The organism is Cellulophaga baltica, from assembly GCF_900102165.1.
Lineage (GTDB): Bacteria > Bacteroidota > Bacteroidia > Flavobacteriales > Flavobacteriaceae > Cellulophaga > Cellulophaga baltica.
Genome location: NZ_FNBD01000002.1, coordinates 261,269 through 282,687 on the forward strand (window position 1 = coordinate 261,269; position 21,419 = coordinate 282,687).

Consider the following 21,419-nt stretch of genomic DNA (forward strand, 5'->3'; position numbering starts at 1 on the left):
TCGATTTTTTTATAAATTCCTTACATAAAAAAACCCAAGATTTTCATCTTGGGTTTATATTTAAAAGTATGCTTAAAATATTAAGCTATTTTGTTACGCTTACGTTCGTTTTCCGTTAAGTATATTTTTCTTAAACGAATATACTTAGGAGTTACCTCAACATATTCATCTTTTTGAATATACTCTAGAGCTTCTTCTAATGAAAACTTAATTGCAGGTACAATTTTTGCTTTATCATCTGCTCCAGAAGAACGTACGTTAGACATTTTTTTAGTTTTTGTAATGTTTACTGTCATATCATCACCTCTAGAATTTTCTCCGATAACTTGACCTTCGTAGATATCTTCTCCTGGCTCCACAAAAAACTTACCTCTATCTTGTAATTTATCAATAGAATAAGGAATAGATTTTCCCATTTCCATAGAAACTAGAGAACCATTTTGTCTTTGAGGAATATCACCTCTCATTGGTTGATACTCTAAGAAACGGTGTGACATAATAGCCTCACCAGCAGTTGCCGTTAATAATTGGTTTCTTAAACCGATAATACCACGAGAAGGAATTAAAAACTCACAAACCATACGGTTTCCTTTTGCTTCCATACTCGTCATTTCACCTTTACGCATAGATACCATTTCTACTGCTCTACCTGAAACTTCTTCTGGTAAATCAATTGTTAATTGCTCTACAGGCTCACATTTAACACCATCAATTTCCTTGATAATTACTTGTGGTTGACCAATTTGTAATTCATACCCTTCACGACGCATAGTTTCAATAAGTACTGATAAGTGTAATACACCTCTACCAAATACTAAAAATTTATCTGCACTATTAGTATCATTAACACGTAATGCTAAGTTTTTTTCTAACTCACGAGATAAACGATCTTTAATATGACGAGAAGTAACAAATTTACCATCCTTACCAAAGAATGGAGAATCGTTAATGGTAAACAACATACTCATTGTTGGTTCATCAATAGCAATTGTTTTTAACCCTTCAGGATTTTCAATATCAGCAACAGTATCACCAATTTCAAAACCTTCTAGACCTACAATGGCACAAATATCACCAGTTTTAACTTCTTCTACTCTAAGTCTTCCTAAACCTTCGAATGTATAAAGTTCTTTAATTTTTGTCTTTACAATAGAACCATCTCTTTTTACCAAAGAAACTTGTTGCCCTTCTTTTAAACCACCTCTTAACAATCTACCAATCGCAATACGACCTGTAAAAGAAGAGAAATCTAAAGATGTAATTAACATTTGAGTATTTCCTTCTTTTGGTTCAAAAGTTGGAACATGCTCTATAACCATATCTAACAATGGCTCTATATTTTCTGTTTGTTTTTTCCAATCTTCACTCATCCAGTTATTCTTAGCTGAACCGTAAACTGTAGGAAAATCTAGCTGCCATTCTTCTGCACCTAATTCAAACATTAAATCAAAAACTTTCTCATGAACTTCTTCAGGAGTACAGTTTTCTTTATCTACTTTATTAACCACCACGCAAGGCTTAAGACCTAAGTCAATTGCTTTCTGTAATACAAAACGTGTTTGTGGCATTGGGCCTTCAAAAGCATCTACCAACAATAAAACACCATCTGCCATGTTTAATACACGCTCTACTTCACCACCAAAATCGGCGTGACCAGGAGTGTCAATAATATTAATCTTAGTACCTTTATATACTACTGAAACGTTTTTAGAAGTAATGGTAATACCTCTTTCTCTTTCTAAATCGTTATTATCTAATATTAAATCACCTGTGTTTTGATTTTCTCTAAACAACTGACAGTGATACATAATCTTATCTACCAAGGTAGTCTTACCGTGATCGACATGGGCAATAATGGCAATATTTTTTGTTGCTGACATAAATACTTTATTAAAGGAACTATTCCCTGCTAAATTTTGCGCAAAGGTACTGCTATTTTTTGAAGTGTAACTGAAAGTTGTGATTTTTTTATTTGACTGATTTTGAGCATGTTCTAGCTATAGTAATTCGACCTAAATTCTATTATCTTTGTAGTCTTAATTATATGTACCAATGAATCTAGATAAGATACCTCAAATAAAACACACTAATAGTGGTAATTTCTTCCTTTTATGTGGCCCCTGTGCTATTGAAGGCGAAGATATGGCGCTGCGTATTGCAGAGCGTATTGTTGAAGTTACAGATAAGCTTCAAATTCCTTATATTTTTAAGGGAAGCTTCAAAAAAGCGAACCGTAGCCGCGTAGATTCCTTCTCTGGAATTGGAGACGAAAAAGCACTGAAAATTTTGAGAAAAGTATCTGAGACTTTCAAAGTTCCTACCGTAACGGATATTCATGAGGTAACAGATGCTGCTATGGCTGCGGCATATGTAGACGTCTTACAAATCCCAGCTTTTTTAGTACGTCAAACAGATTTAGTAGTGGCTGCTGCAAATACAGGAAAAGTTGTAAATTTAAAAAAAGGGCAATTTATGAGTCCGGAAAGTATGCAACATGCAGTAACCAAGGTAACCGATTCTGGCAATGAGCAAGTGGTTATTACAGATCGTGGTACTATGTTTGGCTATAAAGATATGATTGTAGATTTTAGAGGTATTCCTACCATGAAAGCATACGCTCCTGTGGTTTTAGATGTTACCCATTCCTTACAACAACCTAATCAAACTAGCGGTGTTACCGGTGGCAGACCTGATATGATTGAGACAATAGCTCGTGCAGGTATCGTTACCGGTGCAGATGGTATTTTCATGGAAACGCATTATGACCCATCTATTGCAAAAAGTGATGGTGCCAACATGTTACATTTAGATCATTTAGAAAAACTTCTTACCAATTTGGTCGCTATTCGAAAAACAGTGAATGGCCTTAAATAAAACAATAGAGGGAAAACAAATTGTTTTCCCTCTATTAGTATTTGCTATTTGTAAAGTACTTTACTCACAAATTGAAACCGTAAAAGCACCTTCAAAAATACTTTCAGGAAACGCCTCTGAACCTTCTTTGTTGAGTTTCATCTTTCCTGAAATTTCGGTGTCAGATACAGCAGTAATCTCTACTATAGTTTCTGTTAAATTATTAAATGGTGTGTTGTTCCCATCTTGAGTTACAATGTTAACGTCTGTATATACCCCTACCATATTAGGAACAGAAGTATTCACCGTTAACGTATAATCAAAGATATCTGAATCGCAACCAAAATTTTCATTGGTTAGGTAAATGGTAATTTCTTCTGTACTCGTACTTGATCTAAAAAAAGCCTTACCTCCCTGTACCGTAAAAGCTTTCCCTTCTACTGTCCCAGTAAGGGTCTGATCACTGATATTATCCGTACTAGAATCATCTTTATCACTAGAACAACTCATGACTGTAAATACTAAAATAAGGGACCAAAATAATTTTTTCATTATGTAGTTTTTAAGTTTGTTATTAAAAACTCAAAATAATTTCATTTATTGCCTACTTCCTCCGTTACTCAACAATTGGAGAGATCAATAGCAAAGTGCAACAAAAATGAGGATTCTTCGTTTTTAACCTAAACTAGATTATACCGAAAATTGACAGAAATAATCCAACATATAAAAAAACATAGACGCTATAAAATCTTAGTGATCCTAACCATACTAGGTACGATAACATTACTTGGAAGAATAGTATATACGGGAACAATATTTTTTACTTTTCTACTTTGGAATCTATTTTTAGCTTTTCTACCCGTAGTTTTCTCTAAAACTTTACGATATAGTCAAAAAATAAGTACGTCTAAATTTCTTAGCGCACTTTTCATTATTCTTTGGCTTTTATTCATCCCGAATAGCCCCTACATTATTACCGACCTAAAACATGTCGATAATGATTATGGGATTCAGGTGTTTGATTTTCTACTCATATTAATTTTTGCCGTAAATGGCTTACTCATGGGTGTTATTTCTTTGTTAGATATATTTCATCTGCTAACTCATAAGTACAGCACCAAAATTACCCATTTTGTTATATTTAGCATTTGTCTACTAGGTGGATTCGGAATATTCCTAGGTAGATTCTTACGCTTTAATTCTTGGGATATTATTTCTAGACCTGATATTCTATTCTACGGCATCTTCCATACCCTATTCATGAAAGAAACATGGATGTGGACACTAATTTTCGGAGGTTTTATGTGGATTTCATTTGTAGCCATAAAGCCTTTATTGAAAAGAAAAACAATCTAAACTTCTCACTTCAATTATAATAAGCAGTAAAAATTCTAAAATAAACATAGGAAGATTAAAATATTTATAGTTACTTTGTATTTCAAAGTACTTTAAGATGGAATCAAAAAACTATTTAGACGACCTGCATGAAATCAAAAATTTGATGAATAAATCATCACGTTTTATTTCGCTTAGTGGTTTATCTGGAATATTAGCCGGAGTCTATTCTTTAATTGGTGCCTATTTTGCCCATAAAATTATTACAGACATTCAAAATACTTCTACCTATAGTCAGAGGCTGTTCTTAAGTATTGGTGCTCCCGAACAGTTAATGGTGATTGCCTTGATTGTAATGATCGCCTCCATCGTTACAGGAATAGTACTCACACGAAAAAAGTCAAAAAAGAGTGGAGAAAAAATATGGAACAGGACTTCTAAGCGTTTGCTTTTTAACTTTATGGTGCCGCTTATTACCGGAGGTCTTTTCTGCTTCATTTTACTACAAAATCAGACTATGGGGCTTATTGCTCCTGCTACCTTAATATTTTATGGTCTAGCTTGTTTAAATGCAAGTAAGTACACTTTGGGAGACGTGCGTTATTTAGGGCTAGCTAATATTACTATTGGCTTAATAGCTACACAATATATAGGTTATGGTTTGTATTTTTGGGCCTTAGGATTTGGATTTCTTCATATCCTTTACGGAATAGTTATGTATTACAAATACGATAGACACTAGATTTGGGACTTATAAATAACATAAATAAGACATTTGATCATCGCATCAGATTAGGCATGATGAGTATACTCATGGTGAATGAATATGCTGATTTTAATATGTTTAAAGAATTGCTTGATGTTACAGACGGAAATTTAGCCAGTCACGCCAAAGCTTTGGAAAAAGAAGATTATATCATGGTAGAGAAACGATTTATAGGAAGAAAGCCAAATACCAGATATTCTGCTACTGCTTTGGGAAAAGCAGCATTTAAAAAGCACATTGATGCACTAGAAATTTTAATCAAGAAATTCTAATCTATTTTTTTATCTATTTACTTTGAAATTCAAAGTACTTTTAATACCTGAATTATGAAAGCATTTATTTTTGAACAGCTTTATGAAATTAGCAAAAAACCATATCAGAAGTATTTTAAAAAAAATAAGCCATGGACGGTTACTGTGAAAGAATTAGTAGCCTTACCTCCCAGCTCTTTAGGTGCAGAATTGCACCACTTTTTAACCAAGCACGGCTTTGAATTACAACCTAAATTAGAAAGTCATGATATTTACCATGTACTAACAAACATAGGAACCACAGTTCCAGAAGAGATTAGTATGCAATATTTTTTATGGGGTAATGGAAAAAGGAGTTTATATCTTTTTTCCGTACTCACCATTGGCACCCTTTTTTACTGCTCTCATTACAAAAGGTTCCTCCATGAATACAAGAGAGGCAAGAGCTCCTCTAAGTTTTATCAAATAGATTTTCAAAAATTAGTACATCTACCAATTCACAACATCAGAACAGCCTTCTGTATACACTAAAAATTATATTATGAACATCCATATCAAATCAATTCTAGCCTCTTTAATGTTTAGTTTACTACTTTATAGCAAGACTATGGGAATTAACCTTGTGATTCTTTCTTTAGTAACTATCACTCTCGTGCTCCTTGAGCATAAAGGGCAAAAAGAAACTATAAAATATGCACTTGCCTATCTGTTTACTGCATTAATGGTCTTCCTAGATCCTACAAATTTCAAGATTTTTATTCATGCTCTAGCCTTTCTAATTTATATAGGAAAAACTATTGCTCCCAAAAACTCCTTGTATTTAAGTTGGTTCATAGGGCTCACCAACATGGTATTAGCTTCTATTCATCAATTAAATAGTTCTTTAAAAAAAGAGGGACATAAAAGTACTACCCTATCTTCTAAAACTAAAACTATCCTTAAAGCTCTGAGTATCACGATAGGATTAATTATACTATTCTCTTTATTATATCAAAAGTCTAATCCTGTTTTCAGAAGTCTTATTTCTGCAATAAATTTTGATTTCTTAAGCTTTCCATGGCTTCTATTTACGGTGTTTGGATACTTTATATTCTTACATATTTTAAGGCCTTATTACCCAGAGACCCTTATAACTTTAGATACCGAACAAGACAATTCACTGAAAAGGTCCACGCCAAGTTTCTCATTGGAACAAAGTAAAAAACTAGCCGAAGAGTACACCCTTGGCAGTATTATATTTATAGCATTAAATGGTCTACTTTTTATCTTTCTAATAACTGATTTCATCTATTTAATAGACGCTAACACCAGCACAAATTCTGAATATTCAAAATCTGTACATCAAGGAGTCTACGCCCTATTATTGTCAATTATCTGCGCTATTGCTATTATATTATATTTTTTTAGAGGTGATCTTAATTTTTACACTAAAAGCCAGAATATTAAGATTTTATGCTATAGCTGGATTGCCATGAACCTTATACTGATCTTATTTACGTGGTATAAAAATTACATGTACGTGGTCACTTTAGGATTAACGTATAAAAGAATTGGCGTTTTTGTATACTTACTATGTATCCTAGCAGGTTTATGTACTACCTACTTGAAAGTATCAAAAACCAAAAGTTTCATCTATTTAATACGATCAAACGTTGCTGTTATTTTTGCAGTGCTATTTGTAAGCGCCACAATTCCTTGGGATAAATCTATAACCTATTACAATTTAAAGAATATTGAAAATGTAGATATTCAATACCTTATTGACTTAGGCGACACCAACAGTATTCAATTAAAAAAGTATAGCGAAGAGAAAAAAGAAACGGCATTTGAAGCTAGCATTACTACTAAATATTCTCGCTTTATACAGCAAGAGAAAGAAAAAAGCTGGCAAGAATATTCCATTTACTCCTTAATCTACCATTAAAATGATGTCTTATTTCAACCTTAAAATTAATAGTACTGTAGTAAGAATCACCTACTATTCTTCTCTTATCAATACAATTTTATTTTTAATTAATTTGGCCGTGGACGCCATTTTAATGGTGAAAATTATTATTGCTGTAATTGCTGGTCTAATGAATGTAATTCTGTTAATCACTGCTTTTTTTAACACCCTAATAAATTACAAATATTACGAAGAAAACATTAGTACGCTTCTGATCATCATTATTAATTTGACAATAGGCATAATCTACCTCTACATCTAATTCATGCACGGTTTTTAATCCTCATTCCCCCGGTTCTCTATCTTGAAACAAAGACAATTTATTTCAACTATTTTTTTTAAAAAACAATTATAAAATAAGCGTCATGAAGTTCACTTTTAATAACATTCACTTTATTGCCTTTAGCACAATTTTAGCTCTTGAAATTGCTATTGCTTACTATTTAAAAACCGGTTTCATAAGACATACTGTGGGCGATTTTCTCGTGGTCATACTTATCTATTGTTTTCTCAGAAGCTTTATAAAAACCAATCCATTATCAATTGCCGTTATAACATTAGTTCTCTCTTATTCGGTTGAGTTTCTGCAACGCACCACATTTTTACAGCTTCTAAACTTAGATCAAAATAAATGGGCCAACTTAATTTTTGGCAATAGCTTTAGTATTCAGGATTTAGTAGCTTATACGTTGGGAGTACTTGCGGTAACTTTTATAGATATCAAAAAATCAAATGTATATAAAATGGGAGGTAAAAAAAATTAACTTTCTCCACCTCCCATTTTAAACAATAGCTATAAATTTTATCAGATACCGCTACTCTTTTCCATCTACATAATCTTGCAAATAGGCATAACGCTCTGTTAGCTTTCCATTTTGTGTCATTCTTGCACGCTCTAATACGCCATTTTTATCGTTGTTAAAAAATGCGGGAATAACATTTTTTAGAAAAGCATCTCCGAAACCTTCACTAGCATCTCTTGGCAATTCACACGGCAAATTATCTACCGCCATAACAGCAATAGCCTTTGTCGATTTAAAATCTACCTCCTTTTCCGTCAAAGGATCATACCCATATATTGGATCTGCAATGGTTGAAGGTCTGATGGTCGTTGCCACGGGTCCATCAATATCACAACTTACATCTGCCACAACCTTTATACTAAAATCTTCATGTTTTGCATCTTCTCTCGTAAAAAGATAAGGGGCCCCCGTACCATAAAAATGACCCGCAATGAAAAAATCAGTCACCTTTGTAAAACGAACAAAATTAGTTTGATACAGTTCAGGGTTCTTAAAAAACTCAGCCTTATTACCACGAACACCATCTTTTCGCTTATTATATTCTGAAGCGTCAATCTGACAGTATACAGGTTCTTCAAAAGAGGTAGACAAGTAATTTGCCACCGTTACTTTTTTAAGCCCCATAGCATCTAACATTTCTTTTGCTCCATTGCCTACTCTGCCTTTACCCGTTAAAAGTATTTTTATCGCTGGTAGTTTAATATTATTCAACGCATCAATTAATGCTTGTTGATCTATGAGTGTCTCTGCTTTGGGTAAATCGTACAAATCATACTTAAGTCCGTAGGCTCTAAAACCATTATACGCACCTACAATCCCGGCATACCTACCAAAAGCAACCAAACGTTGTCCCTTTTCATTGGTAATGACTTCATGGTCATACATTTCTATATTTTTATCTAAAAAAGCTCGTAACAGTTCTCTATTATAAGGTTGCTTTTTTATCGTATGGGAAAAGAAAAAGTATTTTTTATTCGGAATTAAATCTTCTATCGGCACTTCTTTAACCCCTAAAAGAACATCACACTCGTTCATATCTGCACTTAAACTAAGTCCCGCTTTTTCATAATCTTCATCTGCATACGTTCGGATAGCAGAAGATTCGACCGCTATCTCTGCCTCAGGATACTTTGTTCGTAATTTTTGACATGCGTCAGGAGATAGCACGACTCTTCTATCTGGCGGATTTTTACGTTCTCTAATGATTCCGAATTTCATAAATACAATTTTATAACTTATACCGATTCAATAGTTGTAAATGTAACATATGACAAGATGACAAGCAAAACTTTTTTTGGAATAGTTTTTGAACTACCTTTGCCATCCGCTAGAAAAAAGAAATTTCTTTTGAAAGCGGATTAGTTCATTGAAAATTTTCCAAGGGGCCGCCTGGTTTTGACAGCGAGACCAATTGGGATGTAAGCATGCCGAGCGCTGGGCTACAGCTCGTTAATCACATTTTCCACACTTTTAATTGGCGAAAATAATTACGCTCTTGCCGCTTAATCTGAATTATAGTAAGATTAGCCTCGTCTCTACTAGGTAGAGAAGCGAGATGTTCCGGAATAGCCCTTGTTGGCGGCGATTCTATTAGGAGCACCAGAAATGTCAACACAAGGGTACTATTGCTTTGGTAGTATCACAAAAATTTTAGAAGCTAAGTGTACAATAGGCGGTTTTCAGTCGGTTGTGCATCGAAAATCAATTGAAAACTAAGCATGAAGAAAGCATTGTAATTGCTTGTTTGGACGGGAGTTCGATTCTCCCCGGCTCCACTAGATTGATTCAATTAAAACTAAAAACCCTGTAATCATATGATTTACAGGGTTTTTCATTTTAAATAGTATTGTTAACCATTAAATAATACCATCTAAAAGGAGACTTAATCGGTGAGTATTAATTTATTATTTTTTACTCACCGATTTCCATGTAATCATCTGATTATATGTTAATTATATAAATATTATTTTTCTTTTATATATCTTTATTGGGAATTAAAAAGGTACTAAAAATGAGTAATTCTTTTTCACAACTATTTTACCTCAAAGGAAAACATCACGAAAAAGGCGTAAAAGTCCCAATATACTTGCGCTTAACGGTAAATGGAAAGAGGAGCGAATTAAGTATTTCACGCAAGATAGATCCTGAAAAATGGAGTGCTAAGACCTCAAAAATGCGCGGTACTGGAATGGATTCGATAACTTTAAATCAGTATTTGAATACTGTTCGCAATAAGGTAAATCGAATTTATAATATTTTAATTGAAGAAGGAAAACCATTTACAGCCGTAGACATTAAAAACATTTATCAAGGCAAGGATAGAGAGGTTAAAATGCTTTTAGTAGTTTTTGATGAGCATAATCGCCAAATGAAAAAATTAGTAGATAAAGAGTTTGCTATTGGCACATGGAAGCGTTATTTCACTACAAGAAACCATATTTCAGAATTTATAAGATCTGAATACAAAAAAGAGGACTTACCTATACAGGATATAGACTTAAAGTTTGTTACGCGTTTTGAATACTTTATGAAAATTATAAAAAACTGTAATCATAACAGTGCCTTAAAATATATCAACAACTTCAAAAAAATAATAAGATTGGGAGTTGCCAACGGCTGGATAGAAAGAGATCCTTTTTATAATTACAAGGTTAAGTTTAAATGGGTTGATCGTGAATTCCTAACTTCTGAAGAATTAAAAAGGTTGATTAATCTTGAAATTAACTGGCCACGGATTGATTTAGTTCGTGATATGTTCGTTTTCTGTTGCTATACAGGATTAGCTTATATCGATGTTCAGAAATTGAATCATGATAATTTAGTCAGAAACGTAGACGGTAATCTTTGGATTGAAGCAAAACGCACGAAAACCAATGCTAAATTTAGTATTCCGCTACTCCCAAATGCGCTTCATATTTTGGAAAAATATAAAGATCATCCAAAAGTAGTAAATAAGGAATGTGTCTTACCAGTCTTAAGTAATCAGAAGTCGAACGCTTATTTAAAAGAGATTGCTGACCTTTGCGGTATTACAAAAAATTTAACAACACATTTAGCTCGCCATACCTTTGCTACAACAGTGACACTTTCTAATGGCGTCCCTATTGAAACCGTAGGCAAAATGTTAGGGCATAAAAATTTGCGGACTACCCAACATTATGCACAAGTTATTAATTCTAAAATCAAAGAAGATATGGGTGTTTTAAGGAAAAAACTTGAAAATTTGGCTTAAAAAAACAGCCAGCCGTTGAGTAACTGATCTTTCTTTAATATCATATGTGGAATCCATTAACAATACTTTTTATTAATAAAGCTTCACCAATGACTATTGAACCATTGAATGTATTAACTGTCTTGTAATATAACTTTTTTGCGTAACGATATTGTTTGTTTAATTCTCTTCTAGATTGCATACAGAACAAAAATGTTGCATATTATCCACAATAATGGCAAATTTGCGGTAATTATACACTATTATGAACTCTAAAAAAGTAATTCTCCTACCGAAGTATCAGAAAGTATTTGAGCAGTTGGGCGAAAACATAAAGTTGGGGCGAAAGCGGAGAAAACTTACAACCAATACGGTTTCCGAGCGTGCTGGTATTAATAGGTCTACTCTTTACAGAATAGAAAAGGGTGACCCTACGGTTGCCATTGGTTCCTATTTTAATGTATTCAGAGTTCTGAATTTGGAAGATGATTTTAAAAAGCTTGCTGTGGATGATGAATTTGGAAGAAAACTACAAGACCTTGATTTATTATAAGAAAGATGGTGAAAATAAATTTGACATATTATGTATTTGCAGATTGGGCAGCTTTAAAAAAACCAACCTTTGTTAGTGTATTTTCGCTTAAGCGAAAGTGAAATGAAAACTATACTTTCTGAAGTTCTAGAGGTGGTCAAAAATTGGAAACATAACGAGGCAAAAATAGGTTTAAAAAGAAGTGAAATGGAATTGATGGATGGAGCATTTAGATGGGAATCAAATGCTACTTAAAATTAAAATGAAGTAAAAAAAGTGCGATGAACTCAGATATTCATATTTCTTCTAAAGAAGATTTGCATACAGCTATTCGAGAGTTAATGACTATCCTTTTCAAATATTCTTACTTAGGATTATTAATAAATCGATGCGATATTTTCAATTCAATATTGCGCTCGCCAACTTTTTCGTTCAATTCTAAAATTGCCCTACGCTCATTGGACAATGAAAATTTGGGCAACACGTAAACGAATCGTACTATTTCATTTTCTTTTACTTTACTAGGCAGATTGTGCGTGTAAATAGGTTCTTGATACAAGCGCTGCAGCGATTTCTTTTTTCCTTTTTGTCTTGTTTCGACTGAAAGGTTTAAGAAATTCAAATCGTAATCCAACGTAGAATTATTCTCAATCTGAATAACGAAGTAAAGTTCTTCTTTATCAAATACAATATTCTCAACACTTAGAATAACACCTTCGTTTTGATGATTAATCCGACCAATATGCTGCGTTCTGTCCAAAAGGTATGAGCAGAATTTTTGATAATAATATGTTCTGTTATCTATACTTTTTTTAGAGGTTTCAACCTGAATCGGATCGGTCACATTTGGCCTTTCGTTCCCAATACTATTTGATAAAGGAATGAAATAGTTCAACTTTGAAAGTTGTGCTTTATATCGTACGATATATGAAAAAATAGAACCATTATTATTGATTACCAATAGATTGCTTTCTTTTCCAGGCTTCGCTTGTAGCAGTCCAAAATACTGTTCTCTTTCTCGATTATAAGTAAAGACAAAATTATCCGAACCCGTTATTCCTTGTCGTATGGGTTCTGGAAAAAATAGGGCTACGTTTTTAGTATCGTTGGCGTAAATGGTATCGAGTGGCTGTTGCCCCATAATGTGGTTTGTACAAAAAGCCATTATGGCTATAATATAAGTTTTCATGATAGTATCTTTTAGTTATTGATGATTATCGGCTTTTAGAATAAGGCTGTAATTGTTTAGCACCGTCACTTTTACGTTTCGGTTATTACGTTTGAGTATTTTTGTAATTCCGCCAACTTGTGGAACACTTGGGATATTGATATCACCAATTAGCTCGTCAAGAACTTCATTAGTAGCTTCTGCCCGAAAGTTGTTTTCGATATAGATGCCTTCACTTCCATCCTGCAAATCGAATGCTTTTAACTTGGAAGGATTATGGCTGATATTTTCAATTTGGATCAAGACACGATTAGGCTGAAATCTTACAAAACCAAAAACAAAGGTATTCTTAGGTATCTTTTTATTGTTTATGGTTGCCGCTTTGGTCAGGCGCATTCGCAACCTCGAATTCGCTTTCACGGTCTGGTCGCCATCAACCACGGCATAAATGGTTTTATCTATAGTGCCAACATTGGAAATTTCATTGGATTTAGGAGAAGCTGCAAAGAACAACTGATGTTCTAGTCCCAATTCTTTCGCCTGAATTTTCTGTTCTCTCTGGATATCTAGGGAATCAATTTTCGGGATAATCTTAAGGGTTGTTTTCTTTTGTCCGAAGTTTTGGTATTTCTTTTCTGAATATTGAATTCTTCCTGCAGAATAAATACTGTCCACGATGCGCTCTTTTTCACGTTCCGGCAAATCTGGATCATAATACCCTAAGGAATCAATCAGTTTTTCATCATAAATGCTAGGTGCGTTATTCTCACGCACTTCTTTCAAATCATTGATGGCATCCAGTTTAGAATCATATTCCTTTTGATTTTCTTCTAAATCGGGTATCAGGGTCTGTTCAAGGTTTTCATTTTCACTTTCATCATCGCCCATTACCAACACGGAATATGAAATCAGGAATATGAAAATCACAGCCAATACTGCTGCAAATACTATTTTATTCTTTTCTATTTTCATCTGATGCTTTTTAATTGTTTTTTAATGGTCATATGTAATTCGCTTTTCAACTTTTAGATAGGTATCTAAAACCGTTTAAGCTCATTTCATAAGAGTGGGCTTTTAAATGCCCATTATGGGCTTTCATTGTTTAATTTTTTTAAAGTGTTCTCGAAGAAATCGGTAATCAATAGTCCATGTGGATTATTAGGAAAGTTTCGGTCTACCACAATTAGGCTACCTGAGGAAACCAATTCATAGGTGTCGATGACAGAACCTCTATTGATTTCAAATTGGGTAGTGGTTATAAAACTATACGAGCCATTAGTTTCATTTATTCTTGAATCGATACTTAATACCTTTTGAACTAAGGAATACTGTAATAATCGATTATAGACACCATCTGCTTTTTTCTGGCGATAGAGGTTGTCTACAGAACTATTGCCCAACCATAGCGCCTTTTCCAAGTTCCGTTCATAATTACTGGCGTCAATGTTATAGAAGTAGTTGTGAAAAAGGTCTAAATGCGCTAAAGCTTCTACCTTGAAATTCGCTTTTTGGGTGACCAATTTTAATGGAATAATGCTGCCATCGGTATTAATGGCAAATGCACTATTGAGCGCATTTTTATTCGTAGTAAAAGCCATCCATACTGAAAAAGTGCTGGATAACATTGCAAAAATGACAACTGCTAACACGATAAACCTGTTCAATTTTAAGACTGAATAAATATTTTTATAAGGTGTTTTCATTTTCATTGGAATTAGCTAGTAAACAATCTGAGCGTGAAAGATGTAGCGCGTTTATATAATTTGAATTTCAGAAAAACAATGAAACCAACCGACCCAAGCTGAACCACAGGTGCAAAAAATCCTTGGCCAAAGTCAGTACCAAAAAGGTTGATCCAGAAGTTGGTATTTATTTCAGTGTAGAGCGCATTTACAAATACATTTACTAAAAAGAAGGCCGGTACAAGCATATAAACTGCAGCATACAGCTTAAAGAAATTATAGGCCAGAGAACGGAACTTTTCAAAAACGGCTAAGCTTATAACCAACGGAAAGAAAGCTTGCATTATGCCCAATAAAAAGTAGCGTTCTGCAAGGAATAATGGGTAGATAAATAAATCCAAAATCCAAAGAAAGAGGCTTATGATAAATGCAAATATTTTGAATCCGTAAAGTGGTGTTACCAGAGCTTCGTATAATAGTGTCATAGCCGCTTGTGCTACTTCTATTATACTCACATCTTCTTCAATAGGAATATCTTGCATCTGTAAAGGCAATAAAGCAGGTGCTGTACCACGATATTGTGCTTCTATAGAAACCAAGATGCTATCGAAGAAGCCGAGTACTTGTGTCGAAAATATGACCAGAAGAACAACTACAAAATTCTTCGTGAGTTCCCCAGGACTTAATCCCCAAGTGTAACCGTCTTTGTCCGCAATACCTTCGTTATACTTTTTAAGAATATTGACCAGAAAGAACAATACAGCAAGCGTTTTCATTCCAGCAATAGTGTATTGCGAGAAGCTGCTGTTCTGTATGGTTTGAAACACCGCATCGATGTATTCCAGTCCAATCCCTAAAAATATGGTTGCTGTCATTTATTAATAATTTGTTTCGCGATTATTGATTTTATCTTGCATTTCTCTAAAAGAAATAATATCCCTGTAGCGCTTTGTTTTGGTAGTGATAATGGACACCATTTCTTTGGATTCCAATTCTTTTTCTTTCAATATTTCAGCACGCTCAGCATCCGTCATTTTTAAATAGTCACTCGATAAAATTTCATCAATGAAATCCATGGTGTCTAAAGAATTTTCAATGATGGCACTAAAGGATTCCGCAACTCGTGTGACTTCCTCTGGTTTGATGTAAGGCGAGTTTAAAATATCCTGTAAATCGTTTTGCATTACATTTATAAGGCGTTGATTATTTTGTGCAATTTCCTGAACCGCTCTAAGTTGTTGCACCACACTTGACACTTTCTCAATGCTTTCCTTTGCATCTTTTAAGAACTGCACTGACTTAATCATTTGAGCCGTCTGCTTTCCAGATTCTACAAGTTGTTTTATCAAACTGACAAAATTTGTATTGTCATAAGTGGGCATTCCCTGTGCTTTGATATTTAAGCTGAACAGTAATGCCATTGCGAGTACTAAGATTTTTGTTTTCATATTATTATGTTTTAGATGTGAATTGAATTATTGCTTTTTCCATATTATGATGCTCGTTGTAGAGCTTCATTATGTCTTCATTTTCCTGTCCATCGGTCAAGTAAGCTGCATAGACTTCCTTTGGAACTTCTAGCCTGAAAATGTTACTTTCTTTTCCTATTTTAATAAACATTTCGGTGTACTTACGTGGTCCAGAAAGGTTGTTTTTGATGGACTTTAATTGGTTCAAATCGTGGCTAGATAAGTTGAGTCTTTTGACTAATTCGTCATAGCCTTTTTCATTGTTTAGGCTATATATAACCTGTGTGTTTTCAAGAATACTCGCAGAAGTAGAATTGTTCGGAAGCTGATTTATGGATTGTAGAATAATCCCAATCGCACCGTTTTGTTTACGAATGGCTTGATAATAGAATTCCACACTTTCCAAAACATTATCAAACTTCAGTTGTTTGGCAAACTCATCGAACAGGATAATGCCTTTTTCAGCTCTGTTTTTCCAAATGGTTCTTTGGATAGCGGACTTAATCAGTTTCAACATCACAGACAGGATTTCCTTATTGTCCTTTACTTCATCCAGTTCAAAAACAATCAATCGTTTGTCCTCAATCTTATAGGTCTGGTCTTCGCTTACCTCAAACAAGAAGCTGTATAGACCATCGCCGACATATTCGGACATTACGTGCAAAAAGCTTGTGACGTTGAAGTAGTCGGGATGGATTTTTAGAGTGTTTAGAAGGTCTTTTTGGTTTATTTCTATAAAGCTGTAAAAACCATCCAATGAGTGATTTTCCGATGTACTATCGTAATAATGTTTCAGTATTTTCTTGACAGAAACAGACTGTGCCTTGGTCACTTTTAAATCTGAAGCGAACAGTTCAAATAGGAAAACGGACAAGTCTTCCAACCGTTCCGGTGTCAAATCTTTTACATCGCTGATGTAAAAAGGATTGATACCTAAGTTCTTTCCGCTTTCATAACGGAGTACGGTATATTTCTCAGGATATAGTTTTGCAAATTTGGTGTATGAACCACCCAAGTCGATGATGACCAAACGGACACCACTTTCAAAATATTGACGCAGAATATTGTTGGCCAAAAAGGATTTTCCCTCACCTGTTGGTGCGAAAATGGCAAAGTTTCGTGCCTTGATACGTTTCTTCCGTTCGTCCCAAACATCTTTTAAAACTGGAATATTATGTTCACGGTCATTAAAGATGATGCCGGTAGCATCCGATTTGTAATTGGTGTTATTGATAAACAAGCAAAGTGCGTGTTTTAAATCTGTCACATATAAATCGTTATTCGAGAAATTTGAAGAGAAGCAGTAGTAACTATTCAATATATAATTCTTACGTTCTTCCCCTCTAGGGTAATAGGGTATAATATCTAGCTCTTTAAATACAGTCTTTATTTTAGAAGTAATCTTTTCTAGTTCTCGGGCTTCCCGAGACCAATAGACAATGTTTAGATGACCACGGATTATTCGTGCATTATCATCTGCGTTGATTTGGTCGAGAATGTGCTGAATCTTCCCAAGTACCACTTTATTCTGTGAACCGAAATTGGAACTCTTGTTCAATTCCTCGATTTTCTTATCAAGCAGCTTGCGCCACTTTTGTTTGTCGTCTAGATATAGAATTTGATTGACTATGTGATTCTCATTAAGCGTAAGCCCTAAGCCATCAATAAACCCTTGATGAAACACAAAATCGTCAGATGTGAATTTCTCATTGGTCTTGCTACTCTGTACACTTTCGCCAAAGCACAGTTCGCTATTGATGGCAAGGGCATCAAAATGGTTTTCGCCAATAGTGACGCTTTTTTTATCTAGTATGATATCGGTATCAAACCCATCATTGAAGCCATTGAAATAGCTCTTGGTTAAATGTTGGATTTCCTTTGCATCCATCGGAAGGAATTCCATTTTACGACTGTTATTGATGAAGGAAACCGAATCGCTAACCGAGTTGACGAACCGTTGTACGTTATCATCTAGTTCCTGCACGATTCCTTTTGAAACGTTACGAAACGGATTCACATATTTTGAGTTGTTGAGTGCCTTGTTCTTTGTCAAAGTAAAAAACAGGTAACACTTATGTTCTATATGTCCGCGACCTTTAAAATGCTCGTGCGTGGCTTTTTCTAAAAAGGTACTATTTGGTAATTGTTCCGATGTGTAGGTTTTCTTCAGGTATATATCCTGTTTATGAACTACTGTACCAACTGGTAATGATTTTAAGGCTTGAAACCAAGCACCGTGCATATCCTCAAAATCATTTTCAGAAAGCGAATAGATTTCCGGTAGATTCCCTTTATAGCACAAAACCACATTGCCATTATTGGCAAACACAATATTATCCTGAATATCTGCTATAGGTTGATATGCTGAAAGGTTAATCTTGTTCATAATCGAAGCCAGAGTTTTGTTTATTACTTATAATTTGTGGGAATACTTTTGCCACCTGAAACAGTTGTGGATTATTGCTAATTCTCGTGAGCGCGATGTATAAAGCAGCGTTGAAAATGGCAACACCTATAATTATTCCAAAACTGAACGAGAAGATGATAACCATTAGCGAAGCGAGTATGGACATCATCATCAGGGCAAACAGGGAAATGGGCAGCCCAAAAATGACTGCCTTTTTCCTAATGTTTTTATAAGGCTCGAACTTTTTCATATTGTTTAGAAAATAAATCCCTCTTAGAGGGTTAGACTACGATTGAAATCAGATATGTAAATATGCCGACAACTGCACCTGCAATAAGGACGAAGACAAGAACCCTTGTTATCCCTTTTTTTAGGTCGGCATTCTCGCCAAAGAAATGTCCTGCATTAAAAAGGAAACCGATGAGGAAGATGACCCCGAGAATAATAGGGAAGATGGTTCTTATGGTATCCGAAACATCGTTAACGGAATCTTCGATACCTCCAATTTGAGCAAATAACGAAGATGAAACCAGTAAAAGGAAAGTGGCTAAATAGATTGATTTTTTCATAACGGAAAAGTTTAAAATTTTGATGTGTTTTCGTTATTCGAAATTTACATATATTTGTTCACAAATAATTGATTATCAAATAATTGTGAATAAAATATCATTTAATTCTGTTTGAATTTCTTTGCCACTATTTGATATCAAATTCTATGGGATTTTTGTATGAAGGTGTTAATAACTCAAAAATTGAAAATGAAAAATCTGCTCAAAAACGTCAGTTTTGTGATTTTGCTCTTGAAAATGTGTGTCATTTTTGGGCAAGAAATTGATGCTCAAAAACGAATCGTGATTGATGTTGGGCATGGAGGAAAAGATTCCGGTGCCATCGGCATAAATGGCATTAAGGAAAAAGATGTGGTATTGGATATTGCCTTGGAAATTTTAAGACTTAATAAAAATTCAGAAACACCATTGTATATTTACTTGACCCGTTATAGCGACACGCTTATTTCCTTATCGGATAGGACTAAACTGGCCAAGGCACTTAATGCTGATTTGTTTATTTCCTTGCACTGTAATCATTCTCATAATCCGAATGCTAGAGGGATTGAGGTATATGTTGGCAGGAACGAATCTAGAAATTCAAAGGAGTCTGTTTGGTTTGCCTATCAATTGCAGAACCAGATTAAAAAGCAATTAGGGTTTGAAAGTAGGGGTGTGAAGTTTGCGAATTTTCAGGTGTTGCGGGAAATTGTTGGTTATTGTCCTTTGGTATTGGTAGAATTGGGGTTTCTATCCAATGAAGATGAATCACGCTATTTAACTTATTCAAATCAGAATAAAATATTGGCTTACCTCATTAAACATCAATTACATCAAAAAAGATGAAAGAATTATTCAAAAAAGTTTTCATTATTATGAGGCGGCTCTTGCTTAGCCTTTTAAATGAATTGCTACTTTCCATTAAAAAAATATAGACTACAAAATTCTAGCCTAATAAAAGTGTTTTTTAATAATTGAACTCCTATTATGTTGGAACTCGATTGATGCCAACTCAGCGAAGTTTTTAATTTTGGCTTTATCGCTTTCGTCCATATCAATAAAGTTATCCTCGTTAAGCTGAACATCAATTCTATCATAGACAAAATTAGGATTGTCTTTTTCTCTTTTATCAATTCCCTGATACAGAAGACTAATATAGTTTGCAACGAGTTGAGATTGACTTTGCATAAATAAATCAATAAGCCTCTGGCGTTTATCTTTTCTCATCCAATAATAAAGCCCCCACTTTTTCCTAGAATTACCATCTGTAAATTTTTTATAGCCCGTACCCAAAGAGAGTATTTCCAGTTGTGACATCTCAACTTTAAAAGCCTTAGTAGCTTCTAATAAAGCAACCAATGTCGGATTATTGGCCATCACACCGCCATCAACTTTGTTTGAAAAATCTTTTTTGGTTCCATTCAAATCGATATAATCAGATGTGTAGGGGTCGAAATATGTAGGAGCGGCAGAAGTGGCCATTGCTGCTTGGTATGCAGGAATGTGATAATCCCGTTCAAATGCTGGATGATACTTAGTTTTAAGCACACTGGGATTACCTTGAATCAAATCGTATATAGGAATACAGATGTCAGTTTTACAGTCTTTTAACCTTGGGTCATTTCCACTGTTTACTTCTTTGAATTTATTACGAACTAACGTTTCAAGAAAATTCCGCTCGTGAGCCGAATTTCGGATTTGCCCAAAAAAGAAAGGTTTTTTATTGCCAAATATTTCTTTTGCATTGTCCAAATATAAATTATAGATTTCCTTTGCAGAAATGCCTAATGCCAAAGCAATAGCAATAATACCACCGGTAGATGTACCTGTTATCAGGTCAAAATGTTGATAGATTTTGGTTTTGCCATCCGAACGATTTTTTAGCTCGTCCTCTAAAAGCATCAAAAACATTGCTGGGAAGACTCCTTTTATCCCACCTCCGTCAATCGATAATATTTTAAACTTTTTCTTATTCATTTTTTAATATTTCTGTATTATCCTCATTGGGGTATTCATTGTGGCCGCCACCGTACCATTTGCCTTCAGATAGCCACAATTCATAATAGTAAAGCCACTCACTTGCCCAAGGAATGATTGTGTCTACAATGCAGCTAAATCCGTCCCATTCCTTTTTGCTGGGCGAGTACAAGCAAAGCTGTTGCTCCTTACTGTTATAAACGTGTGGTAGCTTTGACCTATTCGCGGCAATCCTTAATTCCTTATTCACCACAAAAACTTTAACCCATCTGTTTTGTTCATAGATAACCATAAGCTGATATTTTTCACTTATTGTCGTAGGTTGGAGTTCTAAAATAATTTGAAAGCTATTCCAAGTGTTTTTGACAACTCTAACTTCTGGAAAATCTACTTTGATCTTTTTAAGATGTTCGGAAGAGAGTAACCCTTTAAGAGTTCTTTTGCCATTCGACTTGAAATACCTACTACTCAT

The 21,419-nt window shown here is 34.3% G+C and carries 24 protein-coding genes and 1 other RNA gene; 12 read left to right on the forward strand and 13 right to left on the reverse strand.

What is annotated here, in order from left to right; genetic code table 11:
- Nucleotides 1–80: 80 nt before the first annotated feature.
- On the reverse strand, nucleotides 81–1,880 hold the full coding sequence (gene typA, locus BLQ19_RS04180; protein WP_024479456.1) for a translational GTPase TypA: 1,800 nt from the start codon (nucleotides 1,878–1,880) through the stop codon (nucleotides 81–83).
- A 172-nt stretch (nucleotides 1,881–2,052) separates the two neighbouring features.
- On the opposite strand from typA, the gene kdsA reads away from it, so the two are divergent.
- Nucleotides 2,053–2,874, forward strand: a complete 822-nt coding sequence (gene kdsA / locus BLQ19_RS04185) for a 3-deoxy-8-phosphooctulonate synthase (RefSeq protein ID WP_025614086.1) — start codon at nucleotides 2,053–2,055, stop codon at nucleotides 2,872–2,874.
- A gap of 60 nt (nucleotides 2,875–2,934) precedes the next feature.
- Here kdsA and BLQ19_RS04190 read toward each other — a convergent pair whose 3' ends face one another.
- A complete protein-coding gene (locus BLQ19_RS04190; protein ID WP_025614085.1) occupies nucleotides 2,935–3,405 on the reverse strand; it encodes a hypothetical protein in 471 nt (156 codons plus the stop codon).
- A gap of 150 nt (nucleotides 3,406–3,555) precedes the next feature.
- On the opposite strand from BLQ19_RS04190, the gene BLQ19_RS04195 reads away from it, so the two are divergent.
- The 6 genes from BLQ19_RS04195 (at nucleotide 3,556) to BLQ19_RS04225 (ending at nucleotide 7,914) form a co-directional block, all read left to right on the forward strand.
- The gene (locus BLQ19_RS04195) at nucleotides 3,556–4,209 is read left to right on the forward strand and encodes a DUF1361 domain-containing protein (RefSeq protein WP_083332182.1); all 654 of its coding nucleotides are present in this window, start codon (nucleotides 3,556–3,558) and stop codon (nucleotides 4,207–4,209) included.
- Nucleotides 4,210–4,306: 97 nt separating this feature from the next.
- A complete protein-coding gene (locus BLQ19_RS04200) occupies nucleotides 4,307–4,930 on the forward strand; it encodes a hypothetical protein (RefSeq protein WP_074537494.1) in 624 nt (207 codons plus the stop codon).
- A gap of 56 nt (nucleotides 4,931–4,986) precedes the next feature.
- The gene (locus tag BLQ19_RS04205; protein ID WP_254788225.1) at nucleotides 4,987–5,226 is read left to right on the forward strand and encodes a winged helix-turn-helix domain-containing protein; all 240 of its coding nucleotides are present in this window, start codon (nucleotides 4,987–4,989) and stop codon (nucleotides 5,224–5,226) included.
- A gap of 54 nt (nucleotides 5,227–5,280) precedes the next feature.
- Entirely contained in the window at nucleotides 5,281–5,736 is a 456-nt protein-coding gene (locus tag BLQ19_RS04210) for a Coq4 family protein (RefSeq protein WP_074537495.1), read from the forward strand.
- 10 nt (nucleotides 5,737–5,746) lie between these two features.
- The gene (locus BLQ19_RS04215; protein ID WP_083332183.1) at nucleotides 5,747–7,129 is read left to right on the forward strand and encodes a DUF4153 domain-containing protein; all 1,383 of its coding nucleotides are present in this window, start codon (nucleotides 5,747–5,749) and stop codon (nucleotides 7,127–7,129) included.
- A 386-nt stretch (nucleotides 7,130–7,515) separates the two neighbouring features.
- A complete protein-coding gene (locus BLQ19_RS04225) occupies nucleotides 7,516–7,914 on the forward strand; it encodes a ribosomal maturation YjgA family protein (RefSeq protein WP_074537497.1) in 399 nt (132 codons plus the stop codon).
- Nucleotides 7,915–7,965: 51 nt separating this feature from the next.
- On the opposite strand, the gene BLQ19_RS04230 is transcribed toward BLQ19_RS04225, so the two are convergent.
- Nucleotides 7,966–9,171 (reverse strand): NAD(P)-dependent oxidoreductase, encoded by a 1,206-nt coding sequence (locus BLQ19_RS04230; RefSeq protein WP_074537498.1) that lies wholly within the window; start codon nucleotides 9,169–9,171, stop codon nucleotides 7,966–7,968.
- A 163-nt stretch (nucleotides 9,172–9,334) separates the two neighbouring features.
- Between BLQ19_RS04230 and ssrA the strand changes: the two genes are divergently transcribed.
- From ssrA to BLQ19_RS21705, 4 genes are all read left to right on the forward strand, one after another.
- Nucleotides 9,335–9,731: a transfer-messenger RNA gene (gene ssrA, locus BLQ19_RS04235) on the forward strand.
- A gap of 233 nt (nucleotides 9,732–9,964) precedes the next feature.
- Complete coding sequence (locus tag BLQ19_RS04240; RefSeq protein WP_074537499.1) at nucleotides 9,965–11,185, forward strand: site-specific integrase; 1,221 nt, start codon at nucleotides 9,965–9,967, stop codon at nucleotides 11,183–11,185.
- A 244-nt stretch (nucleotides 11,186–11,429) separates the two neighbouring features.
- On the forward strand, nucleotides 11,430–11,717 hold the full coding sequence (locus BLQ19_RS04245) for a helix-turn-helix domain-containing protein (RefSeq protein ID WP_074537500.1): 288 nt from the start codon (nucleotides 11,430–11,432) through the stop codon (nucleotides 11,715–11,717).
- A 102-nt stretch (nucleotides 11,718–11,819) separates the two neighbouring features.
- Nucleotides 11,820–11,951 carry a hypothetical protein gene (locus BLQ19_RS21705; RefSeq protein WP_302846547.1) on the forward strand — a complete coding sequence of 44 codons (132 nt, stop codon included), beginning with the start codon at nucleotides 11,820–11,822 and terminating at the stop codon, nucleotides 11,949–11,951.
- Nucleotides 11,952–12,060: 109 nt separating this feature from the next.
- Here the strand turns inward: BLQ19_RS21705 and BLQ19_RS04250 are convergent, their stop codons facing one another.
- From BLQ19_RS04250 to BLQ19_RS04285, 8 genes are all read right to left on the reverse strand, one after another.
- Nucleotides 12,061–12,861 (reverse strand): DUF4138 domain-containing protein, encoded by an 801-nt coding sequence (locus tag BLQ19_RS04250; RefSeq protein WP_074537692.1) that lies wholly within the window; start codon nucleotides 12,859–12,861, stop codon nucleotides 12,061–12,063.
- 39 nt (nucleotides 12,862–12,900) lie between these two features.
- Nucleotides 12,901–13,836 (reverse strand): conjugative transposon protein TraM, encoded by a 936-nt coding sequence (traM, locus tag BLQ19_RS04255; RefSeq protein WP_074537501.1) that lies wholly within the window; start codon nucleotides 13,834–13,836, stop codon nucleotides 12,901–12,903.
- 113 nt (nucleotides 13,837–13,949) lie between these two features.
- Nucleotides 13,950–14,567 (reverse strand): conjugal transfer protein TraK, encoded by a 618-nt coding sequence (locus tag BLQ19_RS04260; protein ID WP_074537693.1) that lies wholly within the window; start codon nucleotides 14,565–14,567, stop codon nucleotides 13,950–13,952.
- A gap of 11 nt (nucleotides 14,568–14,578) precedes the next feature.
- The gene (locus BLQ19_RS04265; protein ID WP_074537502.1) at nucleotides 14,579–15,421 is read right to left on the reverse strand and encodes a hypothetical protein; all 843 of its coding nucleotides are present in this window, start codon (nucleotides 15,419–15,421) and stop codon (nucleotides 14,579–14,581) included.
- Between the two features lie 3 nt (nucleotides 15,422–15,424).
- Nucleotides 15,425–15,994, reverse strand: coding sequence for a conjugal transfer protein (locus BLQ19_RS04270; RefSeq protein WP_074537503.1), 570 nt, complete (start codon nucleotides 15,992–15,994; stop codon nucleotides 15,425–15,427).
- A gap of 4 nt (nucleotides 15,995–15,998) precedes the next feature.
- Entirely contained in the window at nucleotides 15,999–18,401 is a 2,403-nt protein-coding gene (locus BLQ19_RS04275; RefSeq protein ID WP_074537504.1) for a TraG family conjugative transposon ATPase, read from the reverse strand.
- Nucleotides 18,388–18,672, reverse strand: a complete 285-nt coding sequence (locus BLQ19_RS04280) for a hypothetical protein (RefSeq protein WP_074537505.1) — start codon at nucleotides 18,670–18,672, stop codon at nucleotides 18,388–18,390. Before BLQ19_RS04280 ends, BLQ19_RS04275 begins: the two co-directional genes overlap by 14 nt.
- 31 nt (nucleotides 18,673–18,703) lie before the next feature.
- On the reverse strand, nucleotides 18,704–18,991 hold the full coding sequence (locus BLQ19_RS04285; protein ID WP_074537506.1) for a hypothetical protein: 288 nt from the start codon (nucleotides 18,989–18,991) through the stop codon (nucleotides 18,704–18,706).
- Between the two features lie 189 nt (nucleotides 18,992–19,180).
- Between BLQ19_RS04285 and BLQ19_RS04290 the strand changes: the two genes are divergently transcribed.
- Nucleotides 19,181–19,816 carry an N-acetylmuramoyl-L-alanine amidase family protein gene (locus BLQ19_RS04290; protein ID WP_074537694.1) on the forward strand — a complete coding sequence of 212 codons (636 nt, stop codon included), beginning with the start codon at nucleotides 19,181–19,183 and terminating at the stop codon, nucleotides 19,814–19,816.
- 105 nt (nucleotides 19,817–19,921) lie between these two features.
- On the opposite strand, the gene BLQ19_RS04295 is transcribed toward BLQ19_RS04290, so the two are convergent.
- Both BLQ19_RS04295 and BLQ19_RS04300 read right to left on the reverse strand, forming a co-directional pair.
- Complete coding sequence (locus tag BLQ19_RS04295; protein ID WP_074537507.1) at nucleotides 19,922–20,947, reverse strand: CBASS cGAMP-activated phospholipase; 1,026 nt, start codon at nucleotides 20,945–20,947, stop codon at nucleotides 19,922–19,924.
- Nucleotides 20,940–21,419 (reverse strand): type II CBASS E2 protein, encoded by a 480-nt coding sequence (locus BLQ19_RS04300; protein ID WP_074537508.1) that lies wholly within the window; start codon nucleotides 21,417–21,419, stop codon nucleotides 20,940–20,942. Before BLQ19_RS04300 ends, BLQ19_RS04295 begins: the two co-directional genes overlap by 8 nt.